The organism is Xanthomonas sacchari (assembly GCF_040529065.1).
GTDB classification, from domain to species: Bacteria; Pseudomonadota; Gammaproteobacteria; order Xanthomonadales; family Xanthomonadaceae; genus Xanthomonas_A; species Xanthomonas_A sacchari.
This window is the reverse complement of sequence record NZ_CP132343.1, coordinates 494,204-519,814: the sequence shown is the minus strand read 5'-3', so window position 1 is coordinate 519,814 and position 25,611 is coordinate 494,204. Positions and strand designations below refer to the sequence as shown.

29 protein-coding genes and 2 tRNA genes are annotated in these 25,611 nt (G+C 68.9%); 11 read left to right on the top strand and 20 right to left on the bottom strand.

The genetic code is table 11. The annotated features are described in order from the left end of the window. Positions 1–2,703: a hybrid sensor histidine kinase/response regulator gene (locus tag RAB71_RS02230; RefSeq protein ID WP_234006519.1), complete on the top strand. Its 2,703-nt coding sequence runs from the start codon at positions 1–3 to the stop codon at positions 2,701–2,703. Positions 2,704–3,174: 471 nt separating this feature from the next. On the opposite strand, the gene bfr is transcribed toward RAB71_RS02230, so the two are convergent. The 3 genes from bfr to RAB71_RS02215 all read right to left on the bottom strand — a co-directional run bounded on the left by bfr (position 3,175) and on the right by RAB71_RS02215 (position 4,652). After that, entirely contained in the window at positions 3,175–3,645 is a 471-nt protein-coding gene (bfr, locus tag RAB71_RS02225; RefSeq protein ID WP_010341425.1) for a bacterioferritin, read from the bottom strand. Between the two features lie 105 nt (positions 3,646–3,750). Then, positions 3,751–3,960, bottom strand: a complete 210-nt coding sequence (locus tag RAB71_RS02220) for a bacterioferritin-associated ferredoxin (RefSeq protein WP_029561882.1) — start codon at positions 3,958–3,960, stop codon at positions 3,751–3,753. An 80-nt stretch (positions 3,961–4,040) separates the two neighbouring features. Further along, complete coding sequence (locus tag RAB71_RS02215; RefSeq protein WP_010341422.1) at positions 4,041–4,652, bottom strand: RNA pyrophosphohydrolase; 612 nt, start codon at positions 4,650–4,652, stop codon at positions 4,041–4,043. A 120-nt stretch (positions 4,653–4,772) separates the two neighbouring features. Between RAB71_RS02215 and RAB71_RS02210 the strand changes: the two genes are divergently transcribed. Beyond that, positions 4,773–4,849: transfer RNA gene (locus RAB71_RS02210), tRNA-Met, on the top strand. A 41-nt stretch (positions 4,850–4,890) separates the two neighbouring features. Next, a tRNA-Gln gene (locus tag RAB71_RS02205) sits at positions 4,891–4,965 on the top strand. Positions 4,966–5,444: 479 nt separating this feature from the next. Here RAB71_RS02205 and rpsI read toward each other — a convergent pair. Next, positions 5,445–5,837 carry a 30S ribosomal protein S9 gene (gene rpsI, locus RAB71_RS02200; RefSeq protein WP_010341421.1) on the bottom strand — a complete coding sequence of 131 codons (393 nt, stop codon included), beginning with the start codon at positions 5,835–5,837 and terminating at the stop codon, positions 5,445–5,447. Positions 5,838–5,839: 2 nt separating this feature from the next. Beyond that, entirely contained in the window at positions 5,840–6,268 is a 429-nt protein-coding gene (gene rplM / locus RAB71_RS02195) for a 50S ribosomal protein L13 (RefSeq protein ID WP_010341420.1), read from the bottom strand. A 215-nt stretch (positions 6,269–6,483) separates the two neighbouring features. On the opposite strand from rplM, the gene coq7 reads away from it, so the two are divergent. Next, positions 6,484–7,128, top strand: coding sequence for a 2-polyprenyl-3-methyl-6-methoxy-1,4-benzoquinone monooxygenase (coq7, locus tag RAB71_RS02190; protein ID WP_010341419.1), 645 nt, complete (start codon positions 6,484–6,486; stop codon positions 7,126–7,128). A gap of 183 nt (positions 7,129–7,311) precedes the next feature. Beyond that, entirely contained in the window at positions 7,312–7,821 is a 510-nt protein-coding gene (locus tag RAB71_RS02185; protein WP_234006518.1) for a hypothetical protein, read from the top strand. Between the two features lie 24 nt (positions 7,822–7,845). Here RAB71_RS02185 and sugE read toward each other — a convergent pair whose 3' ends face one another. Both sugE and speD read right to left on the bottom strand, forming a co-directional pair. After that, entirely contained in the window at positions 7,846–8,163 is a 318-nt protein-coding gene (gene sugE / locus RAB71_RS02180; protein ID WP_010341417.1) for a quaternary ammonium compound efflux SMR transporter SugE, read from the bottom strand. 118 nt (positions 8,164–8,281) lie between these two features. After that, entirely contained in the window at positions 8,282–9,076 is a 795-nt protein-coding gene (gene speD / locus RAB71_RS02175) for an adenosylmethionine decarboxylase (protein WP_017910332.1), read from the bottom strand. 144 nt (positions 9,077–9,220) lie between these two features. On the opposite strand from speD, the gene crp reads away from it, so the two are divergent. From crp to RAB71_RS02160, 3 genes are all read left to right on the top strand, one after another. After that, on the top strand, positions 9,221–9,910 hold the full coding sequence (gene crp / locus RAB71_RS02170; RefSeq protein WP_010341415.1) for a cAMP-activated global transcriptional regulator CRP: 690 nt from the start codon (positions 9,221–9,223) through the stop codon (positions 9,908–9,910). A 27-nt stretch (positions 9,911–9,937) separates the two neighbouring features. Beyond that, entirely contained in the window at positions 9,938–10,696 is a 759-nt protein-coding gene (locus tag RAB71_RS02165) for a sulfite exporter TauE/SafE family protein (protein ID WP_010341414.1), read from the top strand. 194 nt (positions 10,697–10,890) lie between these two features. Further along, positions 10,891–11,904 carry a glycoside hydrolase family 5 protein gene (locus RAB71_RS02160; protein ID WP_167397496.1) on the top strand — a complete coding sequence of 338 codons (1,014 nt, stop codon included), beginning with the start codon at positions 10,891–10,893 and terminating at the stop codon, positions 11,902–11,904. A gap of 27 nt (positions 11,905–11,931) precedes the next feature. On the opposite strand, the gene RAB71_RS02155 is transcribed toward RAB71_RS02160, so the two are convergent. From RAB71_RS02155 to RAB71_RS02125, 7 genes are all read right to left on the bottom strand, one after another. Next, positions 11,932–12,669: a haloacid dehalogenase-like hydrolase gene (locus tag RAB71_RS02155; protein WP_010341412.1), complete on the bottom strand. Its 738-nt coding sequence runs from the start codon at positions 12,667–12,669 to the stop codon at positions 11,932–11,934. Then, entirely contained in the window at positions 12,666–13,463 is a 798-nt protein-coding gene (trpC, locus tag RAB71_RS02150; protein WP_010341411.1) for an indole-3-glycerol phosphate synthase TrpC, read from the bottom strand. Before trpC ends, RAB71_RS02155 begins: the two co-directional genes overlap by 4 nt. An 87-nt stretch (positions 13,464–13,550) precedes the next feature. Further along, on the bottom strand, positions 13,551–14,588 hold the full coding sequence (gene trpD / locus RAB71_RS02145) for an anthranilate phosphoribosyltransferase (RefSeq protein WP_010341410.1): 1,038 nt from the start codon (positions 14,586–14,588) through the stop codon (positions 13,551–13,553). A gap of 47 nt (positions 14,589–14,635) precedes the next feature. Continuing rightward, positions 14,636–15,274 carry a flavin reductase family protein gene (locus RAB71_RS02140; protein ID WP_010341409.1) on the bottom strand — a complete coding sequence of 213 codons (639 nt, stop codon included), beginning with the start codon at positions 15,272–15,274 and terminating at the stop codon, positions 14,636–14,638. A 49-nt stretch (positions 15,275–15,323) separates the two neighbouring features. After that, positions 15,324–15,905, bottom strand: coding sequence for an aminodeoxychorismate/anthranilate synthase component II (locus RAB71_RS02135; RefSeq protein ID WP_010341408.1), 582 nt, complete (start codon positions 15,903–15,905; stop codon positions 15,324–15,326). A gap of 383 nt (positions 15,906–16,288) precedes the next feature. Further along, positions 16,289–16,420: a hypothetical protein gene (locus tag RAB71_RS02130; RefSeq protein WP_267883952.1), complete on the bottom strand. Its 132-nt coding sequence runs from the start codon at positions 16,418–16,420 to the stop codon at positions 16,289–16,291. A gap of 170 nt (positions 16,421–16,590) precedes the next feature. Next, a complete protein-coding gene (locus RAB71_RS02125; protein WP_010341407.1) occupies positions 16,591–17,496 on the bottom strand; it encodes a LysR substrate-binding domain-containing protein in 906 nt (301 codons plus the stop codon). Positions 17,497–17,628: 132 nt separating this feature from the next. Here RAB71_RS02125 and RAB71_RS02120 point away from each other — a divergent pair, with 132 nt between their 5' ends. From RAB71_RS02120 to RAB71_RS02110, 3 genes are read left to right on the top strand one after another with little or no spacing between them, the layout of a single operon-like run. Then, positions 17,629–18,255 (top strand): FMN-dependent NADH-azoreductase, encoded by a 627-nt coding sequence (locus tag RAB71_RS02120; protein WP_010341406.1) that lies wholly within the window; start codon positions 17,629–17,631, stop codon positions 18,253–18,255. A gap of 27 nt (positions 18,256–18,282) precedes the next feature. After that, positions 18,283–18,606 carry a YciI family protein gene (locus RAB71_RS02115; RefSeq protein ID WP_010341405.1) on the top strand — a complete coding sequence of 108 codons (324 nt, stop codon included), beginning with the start codon at positions 18,283–18,285 and terminating at the stop codon, positions 18,604–18,606. Between the two features lie 21 nt (positions 18,607–18,627). Further along, positions 18,628–19,410: an alpha/beta fold hydrolase gene (locus tag RAB71_RS02110; protein ID WP_029561881.1), complete on the top strand. Its 783-nt coding sequence runs from the start codon at positions 18,628–18,630 to the stop codon at positions 19,408–19,410. Positions 19,411–19,503: 93 nt separating this feature from the next. Here RAB71_RS02110 and RAB71_RS02105 read toward each other — a convergent pair whose 3' ends face one another. From RAB71_RS02105 to rpe, 6 genes are all read right to left on the bottom strand, one after another. Next, a complete protein-coding gene (locus RAB71_RS02105) occupies positions 19,504–20,265 on the bottom strand; it encodes an SIMPL domain-containing protein (RefSeq protein WP_029561880.1) in 762 nt (253 codons plus the stop codon). 27 nt (positions 20,266–20,292) lie between these two features. Further along, positions 20,293–21,363, bottom strand: coding sequence for a low specificity L-threonine aldolase (locus RAB71_RS02100; RefSeq protein WP_010341402.1), 1,071 nt, complete (start codon positions 21,361–21,363; stop codon positions 20,293–20,295). Further along, a complete protein-coding gene (gene trpE, locus RAB71_RS02095; protein WP_010341401.1) occupies positions 21,360–22,835 on the bottom strand; it encodes an anthranilate synthase component I in 1,476 nt (491 codons plus the stop codon). Before trpE ends, RAB71_RS02100 begins: the two co-directional genes overlap by 4 nt. 470 nt (positions 22,836–23,305) lie before the next feature. Next, positions 23,306–24,238 (bottom strand): lipid kinase YegS, encoded by a 933-nt coding sequence (gene yegS, locus RAB71_RS02090; protein ID WP_010341400.1) that lies wholly within the window; start codon positions 24,236–24,238, stop codon positions 23,306–23,308. Positions 24,239–24,455: 217 nt separating this feature from the next. Beyond that, complete coding sequence (locus tag RAB71_RS02085; RefSeq protein ID WP_010341399.1) at positions 24,456–24,938, bottom strand: GNAT family N-acetyltransferase; 483 nt, start codon at positions 24,936–24,938, stop codon at positions 24,456–24,458. 1 nt (position 24,939) lies between these two features. Continuing rightward, a complete protein-coding gene (gene rpe, locus RAB71_RS02080; RefSeq protein WP_010341397.1) occupies positions 24,940–25,608 on the bottom strand; it encodes a ribulose-phosphate 3-epimerase in 669 nt (222 codons plus the stop codon). Between the last annotated feature and the right edge of the window lie 3 nt (positions 25,609–25,611).

Below are 25,611 nucleotides of genomic sequence, written 5' to 3'. Positions count from 1 at the left end.
ATGTCCGTCCGTCGACGCCGGCCCGTCCCACGGCCGGCGGCCTTCGCCGCGGTGCTCGCCGTCGCCGGCACCCTGCTGGCGCTGCCGCCGCTGGCGCTGCCCTTGCCGGCGCCGTGGCACTGGCTGGCGCCGGTCTGCATGGCTGCCGCCGCGGCCCTTGCCACCCTCGCCGGCTGCCGCGCGCGCCAGCAGATCGAACGCCTGGATGCGGCGCTGGCGCGTGCCGCGCTGGCCGAGTCCGAACGCAACGCCCTGCAGCACGACGTGCATGCGCGCGAGCGGCTGGAACAGGAACTGCTGCAGGCCAAGCAGGCCGCCGAGGCCGCGGTGCTGGCCAAGGGCGAGTTCCTGGCGACGATGAGCCACGAGATCCGCACCCCGCTCAACGGCATCATCCCGATGCTGGAGCTGATCGGGCGCGGCCCGCTCGGCCTGGACCAGCGCGAGATGCTGCGCGCGGCCAGCACCTCCTCGCTGCAACTGCTGCGCATCGTCGACGACATCCTGGATTACTCCAAGCTGGAAGCGAACCGGCTGGAGCTGGAGATCACCACCTTCAACCTGCGCGAGCTGCTCGACGGCGTGCTGGAGCTGATGCAGCGCGCGGCCGAGGCCAAGGGCCTGCGCATGACGCTGCAGCTGGACCCGGCGGTGCGCCTGCCGGTGCGCGGCGATCCGGTGCGCCTGCGCCAGGTGCTGAGCAACCTGCTCGGCAACGCGGTCAAGTTCACCGCGCGCGGCGGCATCGACCTGGGCGTGCGCCGGCTCGGCGAGACCCCGGCGCAGCACCTGCTGCGCTTCGAGGTACGCGACACCGGCATCGGCATCAGCGCCGAACGCCAGGAACACCTGTTCCAGGCCTTCACCCAGGCCGACGCTTCCACCACGCGCCTGTACGGCGGCACCGGCCTGGGCCTGACCATCTGCAAGCGCATCGTCGAACTGATGGGCGGGCGCATCGGCGTGACCTCGCGGCAGGGCCAGGGCGCCACGTTCTGGTTCGAGATCCCGCTGCTGAAGGTGATCGGCGACCTGGCGCAGCACCCGGGCGGCCTGCCGCGACTACATGCGTTGCTGGTCGGCGCCGACCAGCGCCTGCAGCAGCGCCTGAGCGTGCTGCTGCCGAACTGGGGCGTGCAGGTCAGCAAGGTCGATTCGACCCAGGAGGCGCTGGAGCGGCTGCGCGGCAACGGCAACGGCAGCGGCGCGCGCGCGGCCTACGACCTGGTGATCGGCGACCTGGACGGCCTGCGGCAGAGCGCGCGCGCCCTGCAGCGCGCGGTGGCGCGGCTGCCGGCGCCGCAGACCACGCGGCTGATCTGGCTGTACGGCGAGGCCGACATTCCCGAGGAGATCCGCGCACACGGCGCCCTGCTGTCGCGGCAGGCCGCCGACATCGATCTGCGCAGCATGCTGGCGCTGGCACCGGCGACCCCGCACCTGGCCAGCGAGACGGTGGGCGCCAGCGACGACGCCGCGGATACGTTCTACCACGACGCCTTCGCGCAGGACGCCGCGGACAGCCCCACGTCCCCTCCCGCCGCGGACGCGGCGAGCGCGATCGCCGACGCCCCGCCGCCGCGCAGCGGCTACCGGCTGCTGCTGGTCGAGGACAATCCGGTCAACCTGATGGTGGCCCGGCGCCTGCTGGAATCGCTGGGCCACCACGCCGACAGCGTCGAGGACGGCGCCGCCGCACTGGCGCAGTTGGCGCGGCAGCCGTACGACCTGGTGCTGATGGACTGCCAGATGCCGGTGCTGGACGGCTACGCCGCCACCCGCCAATGGCGCCAGCGCGAGGCCGAGACGGCGCGCCCGCGCCTGCCGATCGTGGCGATGACCGCCAACGCGATGGCCGGCGACAGACAGCGCTGCCTCGATGCCGGCATGGACGACTACCTGTCCAAGCCGATCGACCGTGCGCGGCTGGAGACCTGCCTGCAGCGCTGGCTGCCGCTGCAGCCGGCGGCCTTGCCGGCCAGCGCGGCGTTCGCGCCGGAGCCGGATGCAGGCCCGGCAACGGCCGCCATCGCGAATGGAGCGGCCACGGAGGCGCTCGCCAGCGCGATGCACGTCGAACCGCAGCAGGCCCGCCACGCCGACATGCCCACGGCCGACGCCGCGGCGGCCACGCCTGCTACGGCATCCAGCCCCACCACCCTGTCGCCCGCCCCGATGCCATCGCTCGATCACGACATGCGCGAAGCTCCCCCAGCCGCGCCTGTGCTGGAACAGGACGTGGCGTCGCGCGGCACCACCGCGGCGTCGACGCCGCCGCCGCTCGCCTCGCCGGAGGCCGACGATCTGCAACCGCCATCGGCGGTGCCGGCGCCGGTGCTGGACATCGCGGTGCTGGACGAACTGCGCGACGTCATCGGCGCCGCCAGCGTGACCCAGATCGTCGAGCTGTTCCTGGCCGATGCGCCGCTGCTGATCCAGCGCCTGGAGCAGGCCGCGGCGACGGCGCAGAGCGACGCGCTGCGCGAAGCCGCGCACACGCTGAAATCCTCGGCCGCCAACCTCGGCGCGCTCGCGCTGTCGGCGGCGGCCCTGCGCATCGAGTCAGGCGTGCGCAGCGGCACGCTGGAGCGCCCGGTGGTCGCGGTCGCCCTGGTGATCGCCGAATTCGCGCGCGCACGCTTGGCGCTGAGCGGCTACCGCGCCAGCGTGCGCGATGCCGTCGAGGACAGCGCCGCGCCCTGAGGCGTCCGGAGATCTGAGGACGCTCCATGCGTTCCGCCGTCCACGCCCGCAGAGGATGACGGTCAAGTGGAGCGAAGCGCACGACCTGACGCATGCAGGTTGCCCGCGTAGCGAACGGCGCTTGTCGCTTTCCGGATCCGCCGCGGCTTCTGATGCCACGCGTCGCGGCTGAAGCCGCTCCTACAGCAAGAGCGACGCGGCGCTGACATGGGCGTCGCGATGCGCCTTCCTGACCTGCTCTCGTCGCACGATCGGGGTCTGTGATCGCACATGACTGAGGCAGCGCGATTCAGCCGCTTGTTCGATTTGTGTAGGAGCGGCTTCAGCCGCGACGCTTCACCGACACCGCATCGCGTCTGAAACCGTCCCTGTTCGTGCACGGCGGGATCGACGCAATCGCTGCCTGCAGCAGCGAACACGCTAGATCGCGGCGAGGCCTAGGCCAGCGCCGCGGCATCCTGCGCCGACGATTCAGTCGTCGATCTTGGTCAGCAGATAGTTCGGCTCGCCGATGCGGTCGATCAGGTCGAGCTGGGTTTCCAGCCAGTCGATGTGTTCTTCTTCCGATTCCAGGATGTCGGCCAGGAGCTGGCGGCTGACGTAGTCCTGGATCGATTCGGCGTAGGCGATGCCCTCGCGCAGCGTGACCGTGCCGTCCTGCTCCAGCGCCAGGTCGCACTCGAGGATTTCCTTGGGATTCTCGCCGATGCGCAGCTTGCCCAGCGCCTGGAAGTTGGGGAGCCCCTCGAGGAACAGGATGCGGTCCGCCAGCTTGTCGGCGTGCTTCATCTCGTCGATGGACTCCTTGTACTCGTGCTCGGCCAGTTCCTTCAGGCCCCAGTTCTTCAGCATCTTGGCGTGCAGGAAGTACTGGTTGATCGCGGTCAGCTCGTTGTAGAGGACCTTGTTGAGGAACTCGATGACTTTGCTGTCGCCCTTCATGCTGTCGCTCGCGTAAATCCGGAAAGCGCAGACTCTAGCGAATCGCGCCGCGACGTGAAGGAACGCGAATCGTGATCATCCCGCGCCGCAGCGCGGCAGACGCACTCAGGCGGCGCGGGCCAGGCCGCCCAGCACCGGCAAGGGCAGTTCGCGGCTCAGCGCGCGCTCGAGCAGCTCGCCGGCCATGTCCAGGCAGGAGCCGCAGGTGGCGCCGCAGCCCGTGCGCATGGTCAGTTCGGACACGCTGCGGCAGCCGGCTTCGGCGGCTTCGCGGATCTGGCGATCGGTGACCCCATTGCAGATGCAGACGTACACGGCAGTCTTGGCGGCAGACGGCGCGGACTGCGCCTGGCGCCCATTCAAACCAAAGTGAGAATGGTTGTCAATTCCGCCCGTTAATCGTTATTAATACGCGCTGCCCAAGGCCCGCCGCGCTTGCGCGGACGCTTGCGCGGGCGCTCGTGGCCGGCGGTATTGCCCGGCAACCAGGCCTCCTGGGCCAGGGTCGGCATGGCGCGGATGCCGGCGCCGGCGATGGTCTGCGCCAGCGGCGCCAGATGGCGCAGCGCCCGCGCGTAGACCCCGCGCTTGAACAGCACCACGTGCTCCACCGGGTACCAGAAATCGACCCAGCGCCAGTGGTCGAACTCCGGCGTCTCGGTCAGTTCCAGGTTCAGCTGGCTCTCGTCGCACTGCATCCGCAGCAGGAACCACACCTGCTTCTGGCCGATGCAGACCTGGCGCTCGTTGCGGCGGATGGCCCGGCTGGGCAGGCGATAGCGCAGCCAACCGGGGGTGGCGCCGAGCACTTCCACATGCTCGGGCAACAGCCCGGTTTCTTCGCGCAACTCGCGGTACATGGCCTCCACCGGGGTCTCGTCGGTGTTCATGCCGCCCTGCGGGAACTGCCAGCCGTCCCGGCGCACACGGCGTGCCCAGAACACCTGACCATCCGGCCGCATCAGCACGATGCCTACGTTCGGTCGATAGCCGTCCGGATCGATCACGATGCGGACTCCTGAAAAATCTACTGGCTCCGACTCTGCCATGGCTGCGGCCGGGCCACAAGCAGCGCAGAAACCCGTTGACAGCCGCCCGCTTCTCCATAAGAATTGGCGGTTCACCAGGGCTATGTAGCTCAGCCGGTTAGAGCACAGCACTCATAATGCTGGGGTCGGTGGTTCGAGTCCACCCATAGCCACCATGGTGTGTACGCCCAAGGCGTGCGATACTTGCAGTCCACATTGCCCCGTCGCCAAGCGGTAAGGCACCTGACTCTGACTCAGGCATTCGGTGGTTCGAATCCATCCGGGGCAGCCAAACAAAAAAAGAAGGCCGATCGAAAGATCGGCCTTCTTTTTTTGTTTGGCGCGGGGTTTGCGCAGGCGCTTCGCGCCTACGCCCCACCTCTTGCTGCGCAAGAGGTGGGCCCCAGCCCTTCCGCTTCCACATCCCCGCGCCTGTCGGCGCGCCCCCTTGGACTCCAAGGGGGCTACTCCACCAGATGGAATGCGGATCGTCGGAAGCAGGCGCGAGCCCAATGAACTTCATCGGAAGCATTTCGGCCGCAGGGGCGCGCGACCCCGTGCTTGATGCAGGAACTCCAAGCAACCTCGGATATCCAATCAGGCCGGCGATCGACCAAGTCCTGTGAGCAGATCCAACAAGGAAGAGCCTCGACAACCACCACTGCACCAGCCAGCACAAGCCACGCCCCAGAACGACAAAAGCCCGGCCGAAGCCGGGCTTTTGCGTGGTCCCAGCAGACTCCCGAAGGAGCCCACGCCAGGCGCGATGGATCAGCGCTTGGAGAACTGGGTGGCGCGACGGGCCTTGTGCAGACCGACCTTCTTACGCTCGACTTCGCGGGCGTCGCGGGTCATGAAGCCGGCCTTGCGCAGCTCGGTCTTCAGGGTTTCATCGTACTCGACCAGCGCGCGGGCGATGCCCAGGCGGATCGCACCGGCCTGGCCGGTGGTGCCGCCGCCGGTGGCGGTGACCAGGATGTCGAAGCTTTCGGTGTTCTTGGTCAGCTCCAGCGGCTGGCGCACGATCATGCGCGCGGTCTCGCGGCCGAAGAACTCGTCCAGCGGACGGCCGTTGACGGAGATGTTGCCGGTGCCCTTGCGCAGGAACACGCGGGCGGTGGAGGACTTGCGGCGGCCAGTGCCGTAGTTTTGCGAAATCGCCATGATTAGATATCCAGAACCTGCGGCTGCTGAGCGGCGTGCGGATGCTCCGCACCGGAATAGACCTTGAGCTTGCGGTACATCGCGCGGCCCAGCGGGCCCTTGGGCAGCATGCCCTTGACCGCGATTTCGATCACGCGCTCCGGGTGGCGCTCCAGCGCCTGCTCCAGGCTCTCGGTCTTCAGGTTGCCGATGTAGCCGGTGAAGCGGTGATACTTCTTGTCCTTGAGCTTGTTGCCGGTGACGACGATCTTCTCGGCGTTGATCACCACCAGGTAATCGCCGGTATCGACGTGCGGGGTGTAGACCGGCTTGTGCTTGCCGCGCAGGCGGCGGGCCAGTTCGGTGGAAAGCCGGCCCAGCGTTTTGCCGGCGGCGTCGACGAGATACCAGTCGCGCTGGACGGTCTCGGACTTAGCAGTGAAGGTGCTCATGATCAGACTCGGTTGGTCGGGCGGATTCCTGCAGCGAACGGCCGGAACTTTGCCACGCGTTGTGAATTGCAAAAACGCAAGAGGCGAAATTCTACGTGGCCCGGCCGGCCGGCGCAAGTCCACCCATTGACGGGCGGAGATCGGGCAGGCGGCGCTTGGCAGTGCGTCAGGCGGCGGCGAAAATCGGGCTCCCCACCGCTTCCGGGCTTGCCCATATGACGACCAGCCGCCAGCATTCCCCGCTCGATCGCGCCCTGGTCGAGGCCCAGCGCGCGCTGGAGACCGTATTCGGCGACCCGCCGGCGCAGCGCCCCTACCCGGCCGCGGCCACCGCCGATGTGGTGCTGGCGCCGGACGAGCGCCGCCATGCCGCCGGCCTGATGCGCATCAACCACGTCGGCGAGGTCTGCGCGCAGGGCCTGTATTTCGGCCAGGCCGCGGTCGCGCGCGATCCGGCCACCCGTGCGCACCTGCTGGAGGCGGCGCAGGAAGAGACCGACCACCTGGCCTGGTGCGCGGCGCGGCTGCGCGAGCTGGACAGCCGCCCCAGCCTGTTCAATCCGCTGTGGTACGCCGGCAGCTACGCGATCGGCACCCTGGCCGGCCTGCGTGGCGACGGCTGGAACCTGGGCTTCGTGGTCGAGACCGAGCGTCAGGTCGAGGCGCACCTGGACGAACACCTGCAGACCCTGCCGCCGGCCGACCTGCGCAGCCGCGACGTGCTGAAAGTGATGAAGGCCGACGAGGCCCGCCACGCCGAGCATGCCGAACAGGCCGGCGCACGGCGCCTGCCGCCGCCGATCCCCACGGTCATGGCGGCCGCCTCGCGACTGATGAAGGCCGTCGCCTATCGGCTGTAGCCGCCCGCCGGTCGGGCCGGCGATGCGCCGGCTGGCATTGCCGGCCAGATGGGGGTAAAGTGAACGAACGCTGACTGATTCCGCGTCGGCGCACGCCGTTTCGGCCGCAGCACCGCCATGTGCCGCAGCCACCGATGTACCCGTGCCGAGCCGCGTCCGCGTGCGCTCCGCCTGCCGACTGCCATGCCCGCATCCACGCTCCACCTGCCATCGCCCCGCACCCGCTGGTTGTCGCGCCTGCTGTTCGCGACCCTGTTCGCGATCGGCGGCGGCACCCTGTTGCACCACCTGCTCGGCGATTACCGCCAGGCCAGCGCGATCCTGCGCGACCATTCGGTGGCGACCGTGCCGGTGATCGCCGACGGCGCCTTCGGCGTGCAGACCGAGCCGCTGGTGCGCTACCGCTTCCACTATGTGTTCGAGAGCAGGGGCCGGCTGCACAGTGGCGCCTTCGAGGCCAGCGGCGCCGAGGCCGCGCCGCTGCTGCTGGACGGCGCCACCGTCGAGATCGCCTACGCCAACGCCGACCCCGCGCGCTTCGGGCGGCTGGACCAGTTGCAGCATGCCGGCAACCTCGGCAGCGTGTTCACCCGCGCGATGATCGCGCTGTCGATCGCCGCCCTGCTGGCGGTGGTGGCGCACCGGCTGCTGATCGGCCGGGTGCTGACCCGACGCCGCATCGCCGCCGCCTGAGGCCCGCGCTCGCGCGGACAGCGCTCAGTGCCCGACCAGTTTCAGGCCGATCACCCCGACCACGATCAGGCCGATGCAGGCCAGCCGCGCCGGCGAGGCGCTGTCGCCGAACAGGACCACGCCGAGCACGGCCGTGCCTAGCGCCCCGATGCCGGTCCAGATCGCATAGGCGGTGCCCAGCGGGATGTGCTTGAGCGCCTGGGTCAGCAGCCACAGGCTGAGGCCGGCACCGGCCATGGTCCCCAGGGACGGCCACAGCCGGGTGAAGCCTTCGCTGTACTTGAGGCCGAGGGCGAAGCCGATCTCGAACAGGCCGGCCAGCAACAGGTAGATCCAGGGCATTGTCTTTCTCCGTAGACAAATGAAAACGAAAACGGCCCGATGTCTGCACATCGGGCCGCCGTCGGCAGAGGTCGCAGCGCAGGCTGCGGGCGGGTCGTCCCGCCGGTGTGGAGGCTGCTTACTCGGACAGGTTGCGCCCGTGGAACAGCTCCTCGATCTCGCGCTTGAGCAGCGCCTCGATGCGCATGCGCTCCTTGAACGAGAGGTTCTTGGCCTTCTCCTCGAACAGGTACTGGTCCAGGTCGAAGTCCTTCAGGTGCATCTTGGTGTGGAAGATGTTCTCCTGATAGACGTTGACGTCGAACATCTCGTAGCGCGACTTGACGTTCTTGGCCAGGAAGTTCTGGATCGAGTTGATCTTGTGGTCGATGTAGTGCTTCTTGCCCTTCACGTCGCGGGTGAAGCCGCGCACGCGGTAATCCATGATCACGATGTCCGATTCCAGGCTCTCGATCAGGTAATTGAGAGCCTTCAGCGGCGAAATGACGCCGCAGGTGGCGACATCGATGTCGGCGCGGAACGTGGCGATACCGTGCTGCGGGTGGGTTTCCGGGTAGGTATGGACGGTGATGTGGCTCTTGTCCATGTGCGCGACCACGGCATCGGAAATGATCTCCTTGCCGGCGGCCTTCTTGTCGATGACCGGCTCTTCGGAGATCAGGATCGTCACCGAGGCGCCCTGCGGATCGTAGTCCTGGCGCGCGATGTTGAGGATGTTGGCGCCGATGATCTCGGCCACATCGGTGAGGATCTGGGTCAGGCGGTCGGCGTCGTACTGCTCGTCGATGTACTCGATGTAGCGCTGGCGCTCCTCTTCGGAGATCGCGTAGCAGACGTCGTAGATGTTGAAGCTCAACGCCTTGGTGAGGTTGTTGAAACCTTGCAGCCTCAGGCGAGGCAACGGCTTGACCACGGCGTGGATCCTCTGGAAGTGGGTGGGGAAAGACACTCAATTATGAGCCAAATGGCTCCGCTGCGAAACGTGGCGCCCGTCTCTTGTTTGCCGCCGCGAACGCGTCCCGTTAAGCTTCGGGAATTACGCCGTAGCGAAGCCGCCATGAGCCCCGGAAACACATCCACTGCAGCACCTGTGCGCATCGCTCCAAGTCCTCTGACGTTGGACACCGCCACCATCGACCGCTTCCTGGCCCACAGCCACCGTCGCCGCTATCCGGCGCGGACGGATGTGTTCAGGCCTGGCGACCCGGCCGGCACCCTGTACTACGTCGTCAGCGGCTCGGTCAGCATCATCGCCGAGGAAGATGACGACCGCGAGTTGGTGCTGGGCTATTTCGGCAGCGGCGAGTTCGTCGGCGAGATGGGCCTGTTCATCGAGTCCGACCAGCGCGAGGTGATCCTGCGCACCCGCACGCCCTGCGAACTGGCAGAGATCAGCTACGAGCGCCTGCACCAGCTGTTCCTGGGCTCGCTGTCGTCCGATGCGCCGCGGGTGCTGTACGCGATCGGCGTGCAGCTGTCCAAGCGCCTGCTGGACACCTCGCGCAAGGCCAGCCGCCTGGCGTTCCTGGACGTCACCGACCGCATCGTGCGCACCCTGCACGACCTGGCCCAGGAGCCGGAGGCGATGAGCCATCCGCAGGGCATGCAGTTGCGCGTGTCGCGGCAGGAACTGGCGCGGCTGGTCGGCTGCTCGCGCGAGATGGCCGGCCGGGTGCTGAAGAAGCTGCAGGTCGACGGCATCCTGCATGCCCGCGGCAAGACCGTGGTGCTGTACGGCGCGCGCTGACCGCCATGGGGCGATAGACCCGGCGCGATGCTGCTGAGCGAGACGTTCTATTGGTTCGTGCTGGTCGGCCTGGCCGCGCAACTGGTGGACGGCGCGCTGGGCATGGCCTTCGGCCTGGTCTCCTCGTCGGTCCTGCTGAGCCTGGGCCTGCCGCCGGCCGTGGTCAGCGCCAGCGTGCACAGCGCCGAAGTCTTCACCACCGGCGCCTCCGGCCTGTCGCACCTGGCCCTGGGCAACGTCGACAAGCGGCTGTTCCTGCGCCTGGCGCTGCCGGGCATGGTCGGCGGCATCGCCGGCGCCTACGTGCTGACGCAACTGCCGGGCGAACTGATCCGCCCCTTCGTCTATCTGTACCTGCTCGCCCTGGCGGTGCTGATCCTGCTGCGCGCGGCTGGCCGTGCGCTGCCGCGCCGCGAGGTGCGGCGGGTGCCGCTACTAGGTTTCGTCGCCGGCCTGCTGGACGCCAGCGGCGGTGGCGGCTGGGGCCCGGTGGCGACCTCGACCCTGCTCGCCCACGGCGGCCAGGCACGCACCACCATCGGCACGGTCAACGCCGCCGAGTTCCTGGTGACGCTGTCGATCTCGCTGACCTTCCTGCTGACCATGGGCGTGCAGCACCTGGACATCGTGCTCGGCCTGCTGGTCGGCGGCATGCTCGCCGCGCCGCTGGCGGCGTTGCTGGTCAAGCGGGTGCGCGAGCGCTGGGTGCTGGTGGCGGTGGGCCTGCTGGTGCTGGGCATCAGCCTGTATCAGGTGGGTGGGGCGCTGTATCGCTGGGTGGGCTGAAGGTGGGGAGTCGGGATTGGGGATTGGGGATTCGTAACGGCGGCGTTCGTGGCGTCTGAGGCACCTTCTCTGTTGAGCTGATCTGCGGTCAGGCCGCGTTCGCTTTTTCATGGGTGGACCGCGCGATGATCGCGGCCGGGACGCCGCCGCCGATGGCCGCGCGTCTCGCCACTCCCCTGCCCCGCGAGACCGCCATGCGTGCCATCCCATTGCTCCTGGCCTTGTTGTGTCTGGCGCTGCCTGCGCCGCGCGCACGGGCCGACGACGCCTTCGCCCGGCTCGGGCGCGGGGTCAACATCCTCGGCTACGACCCGCTGTGGAACGACCCGGCGAAGGCACGTTTCCGCCCGCCGCTGTACCGCACGATCCGCGACGGCGGCTTCCGCACGGTGCGGGTCAACCTGCAGGCGTTCGCGCACATGGACGCGGACAACCGGCTCGACCCGACCTGGCTGAAGACGCTGGACACGGTGGTCGACCAGGCCACCGCCGCGGGCCTGAACGTGATCCTGGACGAACACGACTTCCACCCCTGCGCGGCCGACGCGGCGATGTGCCGGACCAAGTTGCTGGCGTTCTGGAGCCAGATCGCCCCGCGCTACCGCCACGCGCCGCCGTCGGTGCTGTTCGAGATCCTCAACGAGCCCAACGGCCAGATGACCAGCGCGGTGTGGAACGATCTGCTGCGCGATGCGTTGCAGATCATCCGCCGCGACAATCCGACCCGCACGGTGGTGGTGGGCCCGGCCAGCAGCAATTCCTTCACCGCGCTCGACAGCCTGCGCCTGCCCGATGACGATGCGCACCTGCTGGTCACCGTGCACTACTACAACCCGTTCCGCTTCACCCACCAGGGCGCGCCGTGGGCCCCGGCGGACATCCGCGACCACACCGGCGTGACCTGGGGCAGTGCGGCCGACCGGACCAAGCTGTACGGCGAATTCGACCGCATCGCGGCCTGGGCCAAGGCGCACCATCGGCAGGTACTGCTGGGCGAGTTCGGTGCCTACGAGCAGGCGCCGCCGGCCGATCGCCTGGCCTGGACGGTGGCGGTGGTCAACGCCGCCGAGAAACGCCATTTCGCCTGGGCGTATTGGGAATTCGAGGGCAGCTTCGGCGCCTACGACATCGATCGCGGCCAGTGGGTCGCGCCGCTGCACCATGCGCTGGTGGGCAGCGACAGCGCCTACCGCGGGGCCGGCGGCTGACGCCGGCCTTCCCCGCCGCGGCGCGCCCTAACGGGAACCGACGGCGTCGCCGGCGCGGTCGCGGCAGCCCCAGTTGAGGATCGGCGTGCCGGACGGCAGCAGCCGGCGGAACACCGCCACCGCGCCGTGCTTGGGATTGACCACCACCGGCGCGGCCGCGGCCTGCAGCAGCGGCAGATCGGCGGTACTGTCGGAATAGGCCATGGCGATCTCGCCGTAACCCAGTTCGCGCAGCATGCGCATCTTTTCCTCGTTGTGGCAGTGGCGGGTGGCGGTGACCGCACCCAGGCGCGGGCCGATCAGGCTGCCGACCACCGGCACGTCCTGGTGCGCGACGAAGCCGAGGATGGCGCGCGCCAGTTCCGGCGGCGCGCCGGTGGCGACCACCACGCGATCGCCGGCGGCGCGGTGCCGGGCGAACACCTCCAGCGCCTGCGGCAGCAGCCGCTCGCGGATCTGCGCCTGATGCTGCAGCACGTACTGGTCGATGATGCGGTTGAACTCGCGGGCGCGGCGCAGGCCGAAGCTGGCGATCCAGACGTAGCCCGAGATGCCGGTGCGGCGGGTCGGCAGCATCGCCACCAGCGGCCCCAGCAACGGCGTGGCCAGCACCGCGGCGGCCAGGCGCAGCGGATTGCGCTTGATCAGCCAGGCGAACAGATGGCTGCCGGAGTCGCCGTCGTACAGGGTGTGGTCGAAATCGAACACCACCAGCGGCGCGTCGGCGCGCGGCAGCGGGTACGGGCTCGGCGCCTGCCCGCTCATGCCGCGAAGAACAGCTGGCGCAGCGCCTCGCCCGGCTCCTCGGCGCGCATGAACGCCTCGCCGACCAGGAACGCGTGCACGCCGGCGCCGCGCATGAGCGCCACGTCGTCCGGGCCGAGGATGCCGCTTTCGGTGACCAGCAGGCGGTCGCGCGGCACCGCGTTCTGCATCGACAGGGTGGTCTGCAGCGACACCTCGAAGGTGCGCAGGTTGCGGTTGTTGATGCCGATCAGCGGCGCCGGCACCTGCAGCGCGCGTTCCAGCTCGTCGATGTCGTGCACTTCCACCAGCACGTCCATGCCCAGCTGCAGCGCCAGCGACGACAGCTCGGCCAGTTGCAGGTCGTCCAGCGCGGCCACGATCAGCAGGATGCAGTCGGCGCCGAGCGTGCGCGCCTCGTACACCTGGTACGGATCGATGGTGAAATCCTTGCGCAGCACCGGCAGGGTGCAGGCGTCGCGCGCCTGCTGCAGATAGCGGTCGTGGCCCTGGAAGAAATCCTCGTCGGTCAGCACCGACAGGCAGGCGGCGCCGCCGAACTCGTAGCTGACCGCGATGTCGGCCGGGTGGAAGTCAGGGCGGATCACGCCCTTGGACGGGCTGGCCTTCTTGACCTCGGCGATCACCGCCGGGTCGCCGTTGGCGATGGCCGCCTGCAGCGCGCGGGCGAAGCCGCGGGTCGGCGGCATGGCCTCGGCGCGGGCGACCAGCTCGGCCAGCGGCACGCGCGCGCTGCGCTCGGCGATCTCGTCGGCCTTGCGCGCGAGGATGGTGCGGAGAATGTCGCTGCTCATGCGGTGGGAATCCTGGGGGATGGCCGGATTATCGGCGATGCAGGGTGTCGGGGGTGAGAACCGGGATCGGGCGCTGGCGAAGGCGGTTCAGTCCAGCCCGACCAGGCCGCGGGTGCAGGCCACGTAGGCCTCCAGCTTGGCCCGCGCGCGGCCGTCGGCGATGGCCGCGCGCGCCAGGGCGATGCCGGCACCGATGTCGGCAGCCAGGCCGGCCACGTACAGCGCGGCGCCGGCGTTGAAGGCGACGATGTCCAGCGCCGGGCCGGGCACGTTGTCGAGCACGGCGCGCAGCATCGCCATCGATTCGGCGGCGTCGGCGACCTTGAGGTTGCGGCTGGCCGACATGGCGATGCCGAAGTCCTCCGGGTGCACTTCGTACTCGCGGACCTGGCCGTCGCGCAGTTCGCCGACCAGGGTGCCGGCGCCGAGCGAGAGCTCGTCCATGTCGTCGCGACCCCACACCACCAGCGCGCGCTCGGCGCCCAGTTCCTGCAGCACGCGTGCCTGGATGCCGACCAGGTCGGGGTGGAACACGCCCATCAGGATGTTCGGCGCACCGGCCGGATTGGTCAGCGGACCGAGGATGTTGAAGATGGTGCGCACGCCCATCTCGCGCCGCACCGGCGCCACCACCTTCATCGCCGGATGGTGCACCGGCGCGAACATGAAGCCGATGCCAGTGGCCGCCAGCGCCTGCGCCACCTGCTCGGGCTGCAACTCGATCGCCGCGCCCAGCGCCTCCAGCGCGTCGGCGCTGCCGGACTTGGAGGAGACGCTGCGGTTGCCGTGCTTGGCGACCTTGGCACCGGCCGCCGCGGCGACGAACATCGCGCAGGTGGAGATATTGAAGGTGTGCGAGCCGTCGCCGCCGGTGCCGACGATGTCGACCATGTGGGTGCGGTCGGCAACCGGCACGGTGCGCGAGAACTCGCGCATCACCAGCGCCGCGCCGGCGATCTCGCCGACCGTTTCCTTCTTGACCCGCAAGCCGGTGAGGATGGCCGCGGTCATCATCGGCGAGACCTCGCCGCGCATGATCTGCCGCATCAGCCCGACCATCTCGTCGTGGAAGATCTCGCGGTGCTCGATGGTGCGTTGCAGGGCTTGCTGGGGGGTGATGGTCATGGCGAAGACGGTCTGCGGTTAGGCGAATGAGGAAAAGGCGGCGCGAGTCAGCGCGGAGGCGTCGGCCGCGGCATGCGCAGGCGCCCTTGCGCCAGCACCTCGAAGTAGTCGGCCGGGCCGCCGGCGCGCAGCAGGGTGGCGACCGCAGCCGGGTCGTAGATGCCGTCCTGCAGGGCATGCTCGGCGATGTGCACGCCGACCACCTCGCCCAGCACCAGCCATGTCTGGATCGGCTCGCCGCGTGCGCTCTGCAGCGGCAGTAACTGGCTGAGCCGGCATTCGAAGCTGACCGGGCTGGCGGCCACCCGCGGCGCCGCGATCAGGCGCGACGGCGCAGCAGTCAGGCCGGCCAGCGCGAACTCGTCCACCTCCGGCGCCACCGCGGCGGAACTGGCGTTCATCGCCTCGGCCAGCGGCCGCGTGGCCAGGTTCCAGGTGAACTCGCCCGTGGCCTCGATGTTACGCACGCTGTCCTTCCAGCCGATGCTGGCAAAGCCGACGATCGGCGGGACGTAGTTGAAGGCGTTGAAGAAACTGTAGGGCGCCAGGTTGGCGACGCCGTCGGCGCCGCGCGAACCGATCCAGCCGATCGGCCGCGGCCCGACGATGGCGTTGAACGGGTCGTGCGGCAAGCCGTGGCCATTGGCCGGTTCGTAGAAATGGAAGGCGTCGGTGCGCTCGTGCATCGGCAGGATCCGGCAGTGACGGGAAGTGGGCGACGCCGGCGCGGCGCGCTCAGCGCTCCAGGAAGTTCTTCAGCAGGGCGTGACCATGCTCGGTAAGGATGGACTCGGGATGGAACTGCACGCCCTCGACCGGGAACTGGCGATGGCGCAGACCCATGATCTCCTCCACCGTGCCGTCGTCGTGTTCGGTCCAGGCCGTCACTTCCAGGCAGTCGGGCAGCGTGGTCTTCTCCACCACCAGCGAGTGGTAGCGGGTGGCCTCGTAGCGGTCCGGCAGGCCGGCGAACACGCCGCGGCCTTCGTGGCGGATGCGCGAGGTCTTGCCGTGCATGATGGTGCCGGCACGCACCACCTGCCCGCCGTAGACCTGGCCGATGCTCTGGTGGCCCAGGCACACGCCCAGGATCGGCGTGCGCTCGCCCAGCCGCTCGATCAGTTGCAGCGACACCCCCGCCTCGTTCGGCGTGCACGGCCCCGGCGAGATGACGATGCGCTCGGGCGCCAGGCGCTCGATCTCGTCCACGCTGAGCGCATCGTTGCGCACCACCTTGACCTCGGCGCCGAGCGCCTGCAGGTACTGCACGAGGTTGTAGGTAAAGCTGTCGTAGTTATCCAGCATCAAGACGGTCATCGACTTAACTCATTGATTTTCATTGCATGTCTTGGAGAGAGAAAGCCGATCCGCGTGCAGCACTGACGCGCGATGGCTGGGTGCGGCGCAACCGCAGCATCGTTCGCGCCCGCCATCGTTGCCGCGCAGCACCCGCAACGACAGCACCAGGAGCGGTTCGGTCCTCACGCATGGATGCCACCGATCCGTGGCGGGAGGCGCCGGCTCCGCAGACGCGGGAAACCGGGCAGGCGCCGTGACGCGCGGCAGGCATGGGAGGCGTGGATCTGGTGGGGGACAAGACAACTCTCCTTCGTTGGGAGCCGCCATGCCGGGAGCCGAGGGAAGCCGCCACCGGTCAGGGCGGCGATCGTGCAGTCATGGACCGCAGGGGTGCGCCGCTTCTAGGAGAAGCGCCACCAATGCACCACGTTGAACGGGATGTTGCGGGTCATGCACTCGGCCACTTGATCGATGGAGGGTCCGGCCACCGCTGCAGGCAGCGGCGACAGGCCGATCCCGAGTGTAATGCCCATGTTCGACAGTGTCGATTGCGCGCCACGCCGGTCGTGTCGCCGCGGGCAGCGGACCACGCGAGCACCGCGGCGACGGCGAGCACGCCGCGCCTGCGGCCCGTTACCGCACTCCTCGACAGCAAGGCAGACCGGTCGATCTTCCGATCCGCCGGACGCCGCAGGCACGGCGCTCAAACGTCCAGCGCGTGCCCGGCAAAGGTGGCGACCGCCTCGCGGAAGGTGGCGACGATCGGACGCGCATCGTCGCTGCGCCAGACCAGATACAGCTTCACCCGCAGTCTCAGCCAAGGCAGATCGCGGAACACGATGCCGGCCGGCGCGCGCTCCTTCAACGCGGACTGGACCAGCGCCACACCGAGGCCGGCACTCACCAGATACAGCGAGGCCAGTGGATCGGAGGTCTCGTAGGCGATGTCCGGCGTGAAACCGGCATCCTGGCAGGCGGCGAGCAATGCTGGGCGAATCGTATCCACCGGCTGGCGCGTCACCGCGATCCAGGTCTGCCCGTCGAGCTGCGCCGGGGTGATGCTGCGCGAACGACACAACGGATGCCCCTTCGGGATCGCCAGCGTCAACGGCTCGTCCAGCACCAGTGCGCTGCTCAGGCCGGTATCGCGTTCCGGCATCCGGTAGGCGAGCCCCACGTCGAGCATGTGCCGGCGCAGGTAATCGAACTGCACCGCGGTCCCCAATCCCTGCAGCGACAGCAGCACCGACGGGCTGGCGATCCGGAACGCGCGTACGCTCGGGCTGACCACGTTCGCATACATCGCGCCCTCCACGTAGCCGATCGCCAGGCGCCCGGCACTGCCTGCACCGAGGCGCCGTGCGAAGGTCTCGACCCGATTGGCATTGGCGATCAGCGTCCGCACCTCGCCGAGCAGATCGCGCCCCTCCTGAGTGAGCCGAATGCGCTGCTTGCTGCGCTCGAACAACAGCACGCCCAACTGCTCCTCCAGTTGCTTGATCTGCCGGCTCAGCGGCGACTGCGAGATGTACAACTGCTCGGCCGCACGACCGACGTTCTCGGTTTCGGCCACCGCAACGAAATACCGAAGCTGGCGCAGGTCGAGCATTGGGGTGTGTCCTTTTGGGTCTCAACTTTCCCATATTCCGTCTTGGACGCCCAGCGACCGGGCGGCCATCCTCCGCATCGCCGAGCCGGCGCCCACGCGCAGCTTCACTCACCCAACAGCGGACAGAGCACCATGCACATCCTCCACCTCGATTCGAGCATCCTCGGCGATGCGTCGGCGTCCCGAGCGCTGACGGCATTGGTTGTCGCAGAGCTGCTGGCGCACGTACCAGCGGCACAGATCCGCTACCGCGACCTCGTCGCCGAAGCGATTCCGCATCTCGATGGCCCCGTCGCGGCCGGATTTCGCCCCTTGACCGCACCGGCGGACACGGCAAGCGTAGCCGCCGAGCACGCGCGATCCGAAGCGCTGGTCACCGAATTCCTGGCCAGCGACGTCGTGGTTGTCGGCGCACCGATGTACAACTTCTCGGTCGCCACGCAGTTGAAGGCGTGGATCGACCGGATCGTGCAGCCCGGCCGGACCTTCCGCTACACGCCCGACGGTCCGATAGGACTGGCCACTGGCAAGCGCGTGGTGATCGTGACCACGCGCGGCGGCGTCTACACGAGCGGCCCCCTCGCGCCACTGGACTTCCAGGAGCCGTATCTCAAGGCCACGCTGGGCTTCCTGGGCATCACCGATGTGCATGTCGTTCGCGCCGAACCCCTTTCGAAGGGCGATGTACTGGCCACGCAGGCCATGTCCGCCGCCCGCAGTGCCGCGGCCGACGTTGCGCGCCAGATCGCCCTGCACTGATCACCCGCACTTTCTCGAGGAATCCAGATGATCTACATCGTCGCGTTGTCCTACCTCCGCCCGCCCGAGTACATCCAGGCGCATCTCGATGCTCACCGCCGATGGCTGGCGAACCATATCCAGGCAGGCCGCATCCTGGCGGCGGGACCAAATTCGGACAAATCCGGCGGGATCGTGCTGGCGTCATGCACGAGCCGCGTCGAACTCGACGCCATGATGGCGGAGGATCCGTTCGTGACCCATGGGCTGGTCGCGGTGTCGGTACAAGGTTTCGAGCCGTCGATCCGCGCCGACGCACTGGCGGCACGCTGGGCAAGCGCCGCCGCCGTGGTCAGCGCCCAGCCCGCCTGAGCAAACGGCAAAGGAATTCTCATGGCGTTCCCCACCAAGCTTCTTGCGGGCCTTGCGGTCGCCGGCGTGCTCGCTGCCAGTGTGTTTCCGCGATCAAGCCGGGCCGAGACGCTCCGCGGTGCCGTGCCGAACATCGTGCTGGTGCACGGCGCATTCGTCGACGGATCGAGCTGGGCGGAGGTCGTACGGCGACTACAGCGCAAGGGCTACCACGTGACGGCCGTGCAGAACCCGCTGACCTCGCTGGCCGACGACGTCGCCGCAACCCGCCGCGTGCTGGCGCGGCAGCGCGGACCTGTTCTGCTCGTCGGGCACTCCTGGGCAGGCGCGGTCATCACCGAAGCCGGCAATGCCGACAACGTCCGCGGCCTGGTCTATCTGTCCGCCCTCGTGCCCGACAGCAACGAATCGGTCGCCGACCTGCTGACCCGGCTGCACGCACCCATGGACGGCCTGACGCCCGATGCGGACGGATGGCTGTGGCTCGACGCGCCGACCGCCTTTCGAACCGTCATGGCGGGCGATGTGCCGATGGACAAGGTGCGTGTGCTCGCCGCCACGCAGCAGCCCATCGCCGCGCGCGCCTTCGCCGACAGGGTGTCGCATGCGGCATGGCGCAGCAAGCCCAGTTGGTATCTGGTCACCGACAAGGATCACGCCCTGCCGCCGACGGTGCAGCGGCAACTGGCGCACGACATCGGTGCCCAGGTCCAGCATCTGGCGTCGAGCCACCTGTCGCTGGTGTCGCACCCGCAGGTGGTCGCCGATTTCATCGACCGCGCGGCACGCGACGTGGCGCGGTGAGCGACGGGCTCATGCCTGGGTGCCATCGCGCGCGCCGGGCGGATCAGCCGGCGAACTGCGTCGGTGTCCGCCGCGCACCGCATGGCGAAGGACTCATTGCGCGATCAGGAAGACCGCATAGACGTTTTCGGAGAGGGTGAGGCTGCCGGCTTCGAGGGATTCGGCGGCGGGCGATGCGGCATACCCAAATGCAGAAGGCGGGGCTGGCGCACTCACCAATTGCATCGAGACCGACTCGGACGGCCAGCGTCCGGCTTGGATGCCATACGCGAAGTTCGGTGCCACCTCGGAGATGGTGTACAGGCCGCCCAGACGCACGCCATAGGCCTTGGCCAGGGATTGCGCGGAGCTGCGGGTCTGCTCGGCCGCCTGGCGCTTGAGCTCGGCACGCAGCGCGGCTTCGCCGCTGTAACGCGGCGCGATCCCCGACACCTGCACTTCCTCGCTTGTGGCCAATGTGCCCAGCAAAGCGCGTACATCGCCCAATGCGGCGAAGTCGGCGGAGAGCGTGCGCTGCACGCGCGTGCCTTCGAACAGCTGCTTGCCTTCTTGGTAGCGACGCTCGGGTGCGATCGACAGCGTCGTGGCCTGCACGCTGCCTGCCAGCGCGTGGCGCTGTGCGAACGCGGCCAGCACCTTTTCGGCATTGGACTGCACACGCTTACGCGCCGCACCCGGGTCGGCATCCACGGCGCTTAGGGTGATTGTCAGACCGAAGCGATCCGGCACCACCTCGCGCTCAGCCTCCCCCTTCACCAACAGATGCGGCTGCGACGGCAGGCTGTTGACCTGCGCACCGGCGACGGCCGGCAAGGCCAGCGCTGCGGCAACGGCCCAGGCAACAAGCGTACGGATTTTCATCTTCCTCTCCTTGGGGGTATGTCAGCCGGCCGCACGCTGCGTGCCGGAGTGGAGCAGCGTGGCGAAATCCGCGATCAGTGCATCGACCGCCGCGTCCTGCGTCGCCCACGAAGTGACGAAGCGGATCACCCAGCGGCCGTCGCCCAGCAGTTGCCAGCGCTCGAAGTCGTAGCGCTGCGCCAGCGTCTCGACCGCGGCGGCAGGCAGGATCACGAACAGCTGGTTGGTCGGCGAATCCGAGGCGAACTGCGCACCGGCGGCGGCCAACCCGTCGCGCAACCGCGTGGCCATGCGGTTGGCGTGCGCGGCCAGTTCGTAGAACAGGCCGTCCTCGAACAGCGCGGCGAACTGCGTGCCCAGCACCATGCCCTTGGCCAGCAGTGCGCCGCGTTGCTTGAGCAGATAGCGGAAATCCGCCTTTAAGGCCGGATGGAGGATCACCAACGCCTCGCCGAGCAGCGCACCATTCTTCGTGCCGCCGATATAGAACGCATCGGTGAGCGCGGCGATGTCGGCCATGCGCAGGTCGTTGCCGTCGGCGGTGAGCGCGCTGCCGATGCGCGCGCCGTCCAGGAACAGCATCAGGCCGTGCGCGTCGCAGAACACGCGCAAGGCCTGCAGTTCGTGCTTGCGGTAAATCGTGCCGACCTCGGTGGTGTTGGACACGTAGACCAGCCGCGGCTGCACCAGGTGCTCGTTGCCGTGCTCGGCCAGCAACGGCGCGATCCGCTCCGGCGTGAGCCGGCCGTCGGCCGCGTCCACGGTGAGCACCTTGTGCCCTGTGGCCTCGATCGCGCCGGTCTCGTGGGTGGCGATGTGGCCGCAGACCGCAGCGATCACCGCCTGGTGCGGACGCAGGAACGCGGCGATGGCGGTGAGGTTGGTCTGGGTGCCGCCAACCAGCAGGTGCACATCGGCGTCGGCGCAGCCGATCTCGGCACGGATCAGTTCGGCGGCGCGCGCGCTGTGCCGGTCCAGGCCGTAGCCGGCATTCTGCTCGGCGCTGGCGGTGGCCAGGGCGGCGAGCAGGCGCGGATGCGCGCCTTCGCTGTAGTCGTTGCGGAAGCCGATCCGCGGCGCGGCGGCGCTCACAGCCCCTTCGCCGCTTCGGCGACCGCGCGAAACAGCGCGCGGCCCTTGTTCATGGTCTCGTCCCATTCGGTCTGCGGGTCGGAGTCGTAGACGATGCCGGCGCCGGCCTGCACGTGCAGGCGGCCGTGCTTGATCACGGCGGTGCGGATGGCGATGGCGGTATCGGCGTCGCCGTGCCAGCCGATGTAGCCGATGCTGCCGGCGTAGACGTTGCGCTTGATCGGCTCCAGCTCGCGAATGACTTCCAGCGCGCGGATCTTCGGCGCGCCGCTGACGGTGCCGGCGGGGAAAGTGGCGCGCAGCACGTCGGCGTAGCTGAGGCCGGGCAGCAGGGTGCCGGTGACTTCGCTGACGATGTGCATGACATGGCTGTAGCGTTCGATCACGAAGCGCTCGCCGACGGCGACGCTGCCGGCCTGCGAGACCCGGCCGGCATCGTTGCGACCCAGGTCGATCAGCATCAGGTGCTCGGCGCGCTCCTTCGGATCGGCGAGCAGTTCCGCCTCCAGCGCCTGATCCTCTTCCGGGGTCTTGCCGCGCGGCCGGGTGCCGGCGATCGGGCGCACGGTGACCTGGCCGTTCTCCAGCCGCACCAGGATCTCCGGCGAGGAGCCGACCACCTGGGTGTCGCCGACGTCGAGGAAATACATGTACGGCGACGGGTTCAATGCGCGCAGCGCGCGGTACACGTCCACCGGGCGCGCGGCGAACGGCACGCTCAGGCGCTGGCTCAGCACCACCTGGAAGATGTCGCCGGCACGGATGTAGTCCTTGGATTTCTCCACTGCGGCGATGAAGCCCTCGCGGGTGAAGCCGGAGACGAAGTCGCTCTCGTCCAGCACATCGCGCGCCAGCGGCGCGGGGTAGCCGGCGCCGGGCTGGCGCAGCGTGGTGGTGAGCGCATCCAGGCGCGCCTGCGCGCGTTCCCAGGCGTCGGCCTCGGCTGGGTCGGCATGCACGATCAGGTACAGGCGGCCCTTGAGGTTGTCGAAGACCGCCACTTCCTCGGACAGCATCAGCAGGATGTCCGGGGTGTCCAGCTCGTCGCGGGCGACGGCGCCGGCCAGGCGCGGCTCGATGTAGCCGATGCATTCGAAGCCGAACCAGCCGACCAGGCCACCGGTGAAGCCGGGCACGCCCGCCAGCTTGGGCACCACATGCTGGGCACGCAGCGCCTCGACCTCGGCGAAGGGATCGGCGACCTCGCGGCGCTCGATCAGCTCGCCATGGTCGCGCACGTCCAGGGTGTGCCCACGGAAGGTGTACACGCGGCGCACCGGCAGGCCGATGATCGAGTAGCGCCCGAAACGTTCGCCGCCTTCGACCGATTCGAACAGATAGGTGTGCGGGGCGTCGGCGAGCTTGAGATAGACCGACAGCGGCGTGTCCAGGTCGGACAGCACTTCGCGGACGACGGGGATGCGGGTGTGACCTTCAGCGGCGTAGCGCTGGAACTGCTCGCGGGTAATCAAGACGGCTTTCCTTCCGGGACTCGGTGACAGGGCGGACGACGGCTGCAGGCCACCATCGCCACGCACGGCGAGCGGAAGTGAAGGAACGCGGGGTCGTCAGACTGGACACGGCGGCTACTTTACCGCAACTGCGGCGACTGGCAACGGTTGCAGGCGCGACCGTTCGAGTGCGGTGCGGAGGTGGTCGGTGAGGGCGTCGCGTCTGGACTGAAGCCCCTCCCACAGGGGCGCACTCGCCTTGGTGCGCCGTGCGGAGTCTGAGGTACGCGATCTGGTCATCGCGTGCGCGTCCACGATCGAACCGATCCTCGCCACGCCGCCTGTCGTAAGAACGGCTTCAGCCGCGACGGGCATTACCGGGAATGCCTGTCGCGGCTGATCCCACAACAGGGGACAAGAGCCGCTCCTACAAGAGCAGCACGCGAGCAGCACGAAAGGAGATGGATGGCAGGCGCTGCGACCTGCTGGCGTCAGCGCGCCTGCAGCAGCGGCGAGTCCGGCGGCAGGTGCATGCGCAGGCGCCCGGGCACGCAGTCGATGCGGAAGTGGCGCGAGGTTTCCGGCTCGCCGTCCAGGTTCAGGGTCAGCGGCTGCGCCGCCTCGATCCGCAGCCATGGCAGGCGCGCACGCACCGCCACCCGCTCCAGTGCGGCCTGCTTGCCGGACGTGACCAGGGTGCCCAGGGTCGCGGCGACCTCGCCGGTCAGCTCGGGCACCAGGGTCAGGTCGAGCAGGCCGTCGTCGAGCAGCGCCTCCGGGCACAGCACCTGGCCACCGCCGGCCTGGCGGCCGTTACCCAGGCAGAGCGCGATGAAATCGCCTTCCCAGGCAAAGTCCGGCCCTTCGAAGCGCGCCCGGATCGGATCGATCCGGCCCAGCCGGCTCATGCCGGTGACCAGGTAGGCCAGCCCGCCCAGCACCTTCTTCAAGCCTTCGTCGGTCTCCACCGTGACCTGGGTGCCGAAGCCGCCGCTGGCGACATTGGCGCACCAGTGCGGGCCGTGCTCGGCCTCGATGCGCAGCAGGTCGATCGGCAGCGCCGTGGTGCGGGCAATCAGCTCCAGCGCCTCCAGCGGCGGCAGCGGAATGCCGGTGGCCGTGGCGAAATCGTTGGCCGTGCCCAGCGCCACCAGGCCCAGGGCCGGCAATGCCGCGGCCGGCTCCTGGCGATGCGCCAGCGCGCTGGCGACCTCGCTGAGGGTGCCGTCGCCACCGGCGGCGACGATGCAGGCGGCGCCATCGGCCACCGCCTCGGCCACGTAGCGCTCGGCATCGCCCTGCTCCCAGGTGACCCGCACCTGCAGCGCCACGCCGCGCGCACGCATGGCCATGACCGCCTCGCGCAATGCCTCGTCGCCGGCCGACTTGCCGTTGAGGATCAGACGCCAATGCGCTGCAGCCATGCGAACCATCCCGGGGTGAGGCGCCCAGGCTAACCGGCGCGGCATGCGCGATGCGTGAACCCCAGCGCAGCGATTGTCATACGCACGTCACCGAGCGTCCGGAACATGGGAGGCCATAGCAAGGAAGACGGATGGAGGCAGGATCAGCCTCCGATTTATCTCCCAGGGGCCGCACCGGCGACGGTGCGGTTCTTTTCTTTTGGCCGCCCTGTGCCGCTCAGCCGGCGGCGAACCGGGCCAGCGCCTCGCCCTGCAGCCGGTACACGGTCCACTCGTCCTGCGCGCGGGCGCCGACCGCTTCGTAGAAGTCGATCGCCGGCTGGTTCCAGTCCAGCACCGACCATTCGAAGCGGCCGCAGCCCTCGGCCACCGCCTGCCGCGCCAGATGCTGCAGCAGTGCCTTGCCGGCGCCGACGCCGCGGTGCGCCGGATCCACGTACAGGTCTTCCAGGTACAGTCCGTTGCGGCCGAGCCAGGTGGAGTAGTTGTAGAAGTACACCGCGTAGCCGATCGGCTGGCCGTCGGCCTCGCAGATCAGCGCCTGCGCGCGGGCATCGGCGCCGAACAGGGTCGCGCGTAGGCCGGCCTCGTCGGTCTGCACCGCGTCCTCGGCGCGCTCGTAGCGCGCCAGGTCGCGGATCAGGCGCAGGATCAGCGCCGCATCGTCGGCCACCGCCGGGCGGATGTGCAGCACCGCCATCTCAGCGCCCCGCCACCGCGGCGCGCATCTGCTTGATCACCTCGGCGTAGTCCGGCGCATTGAAGATGGCCGAACCTGCAACGAAGGTGTCGGCGCCGGCGGCGGCGATCGCGGCGATGTTGTCCGGCTTGACCCCGCCGTCGATCTCCAGCCGGATCGGCTTGCCGCTGGCATCGATGCGGGCGCGGATCGCGCGCAGCTTGTCCAGTGCCGAGGGAATGAAGGCCTGGCCGCCGAAACCCGGGTTGACCGACATCACCAGCACCAGGTCCAGGTCGTCCAGCACCCAGTCGAGGATGTCCACCGGCGTGGCCGGGTTGAGTACCAGGCCGGCCTTGCAGCCGTGCGACTTGATCAGCTGGATGCTGCGGTGCACGTGGCGGCTGGCTTCGGGATGGAAGCTGATGATGCTGGCGCCGGCCTCGGCGAAATCCGGGATCAGCCGGTCCACCGGCTCCACCATCAGGTGCACGTCGATCGGCGCGGTGACGCCGTGCTTGCGCAGCGCCTGGCAGACCATCGGGCCGATGGTCAGGTTCGGCACGTAATGGTTGTCCATCACGTCGAAATGGATCCAGTCGGCGCCGGCGCGCAGCACGGCATCCACTTCCTCGCCGAGGCGGGCGAAATCGGCGGACAGGATGGACGGGGAGATGATGCAGTCGGACATGGC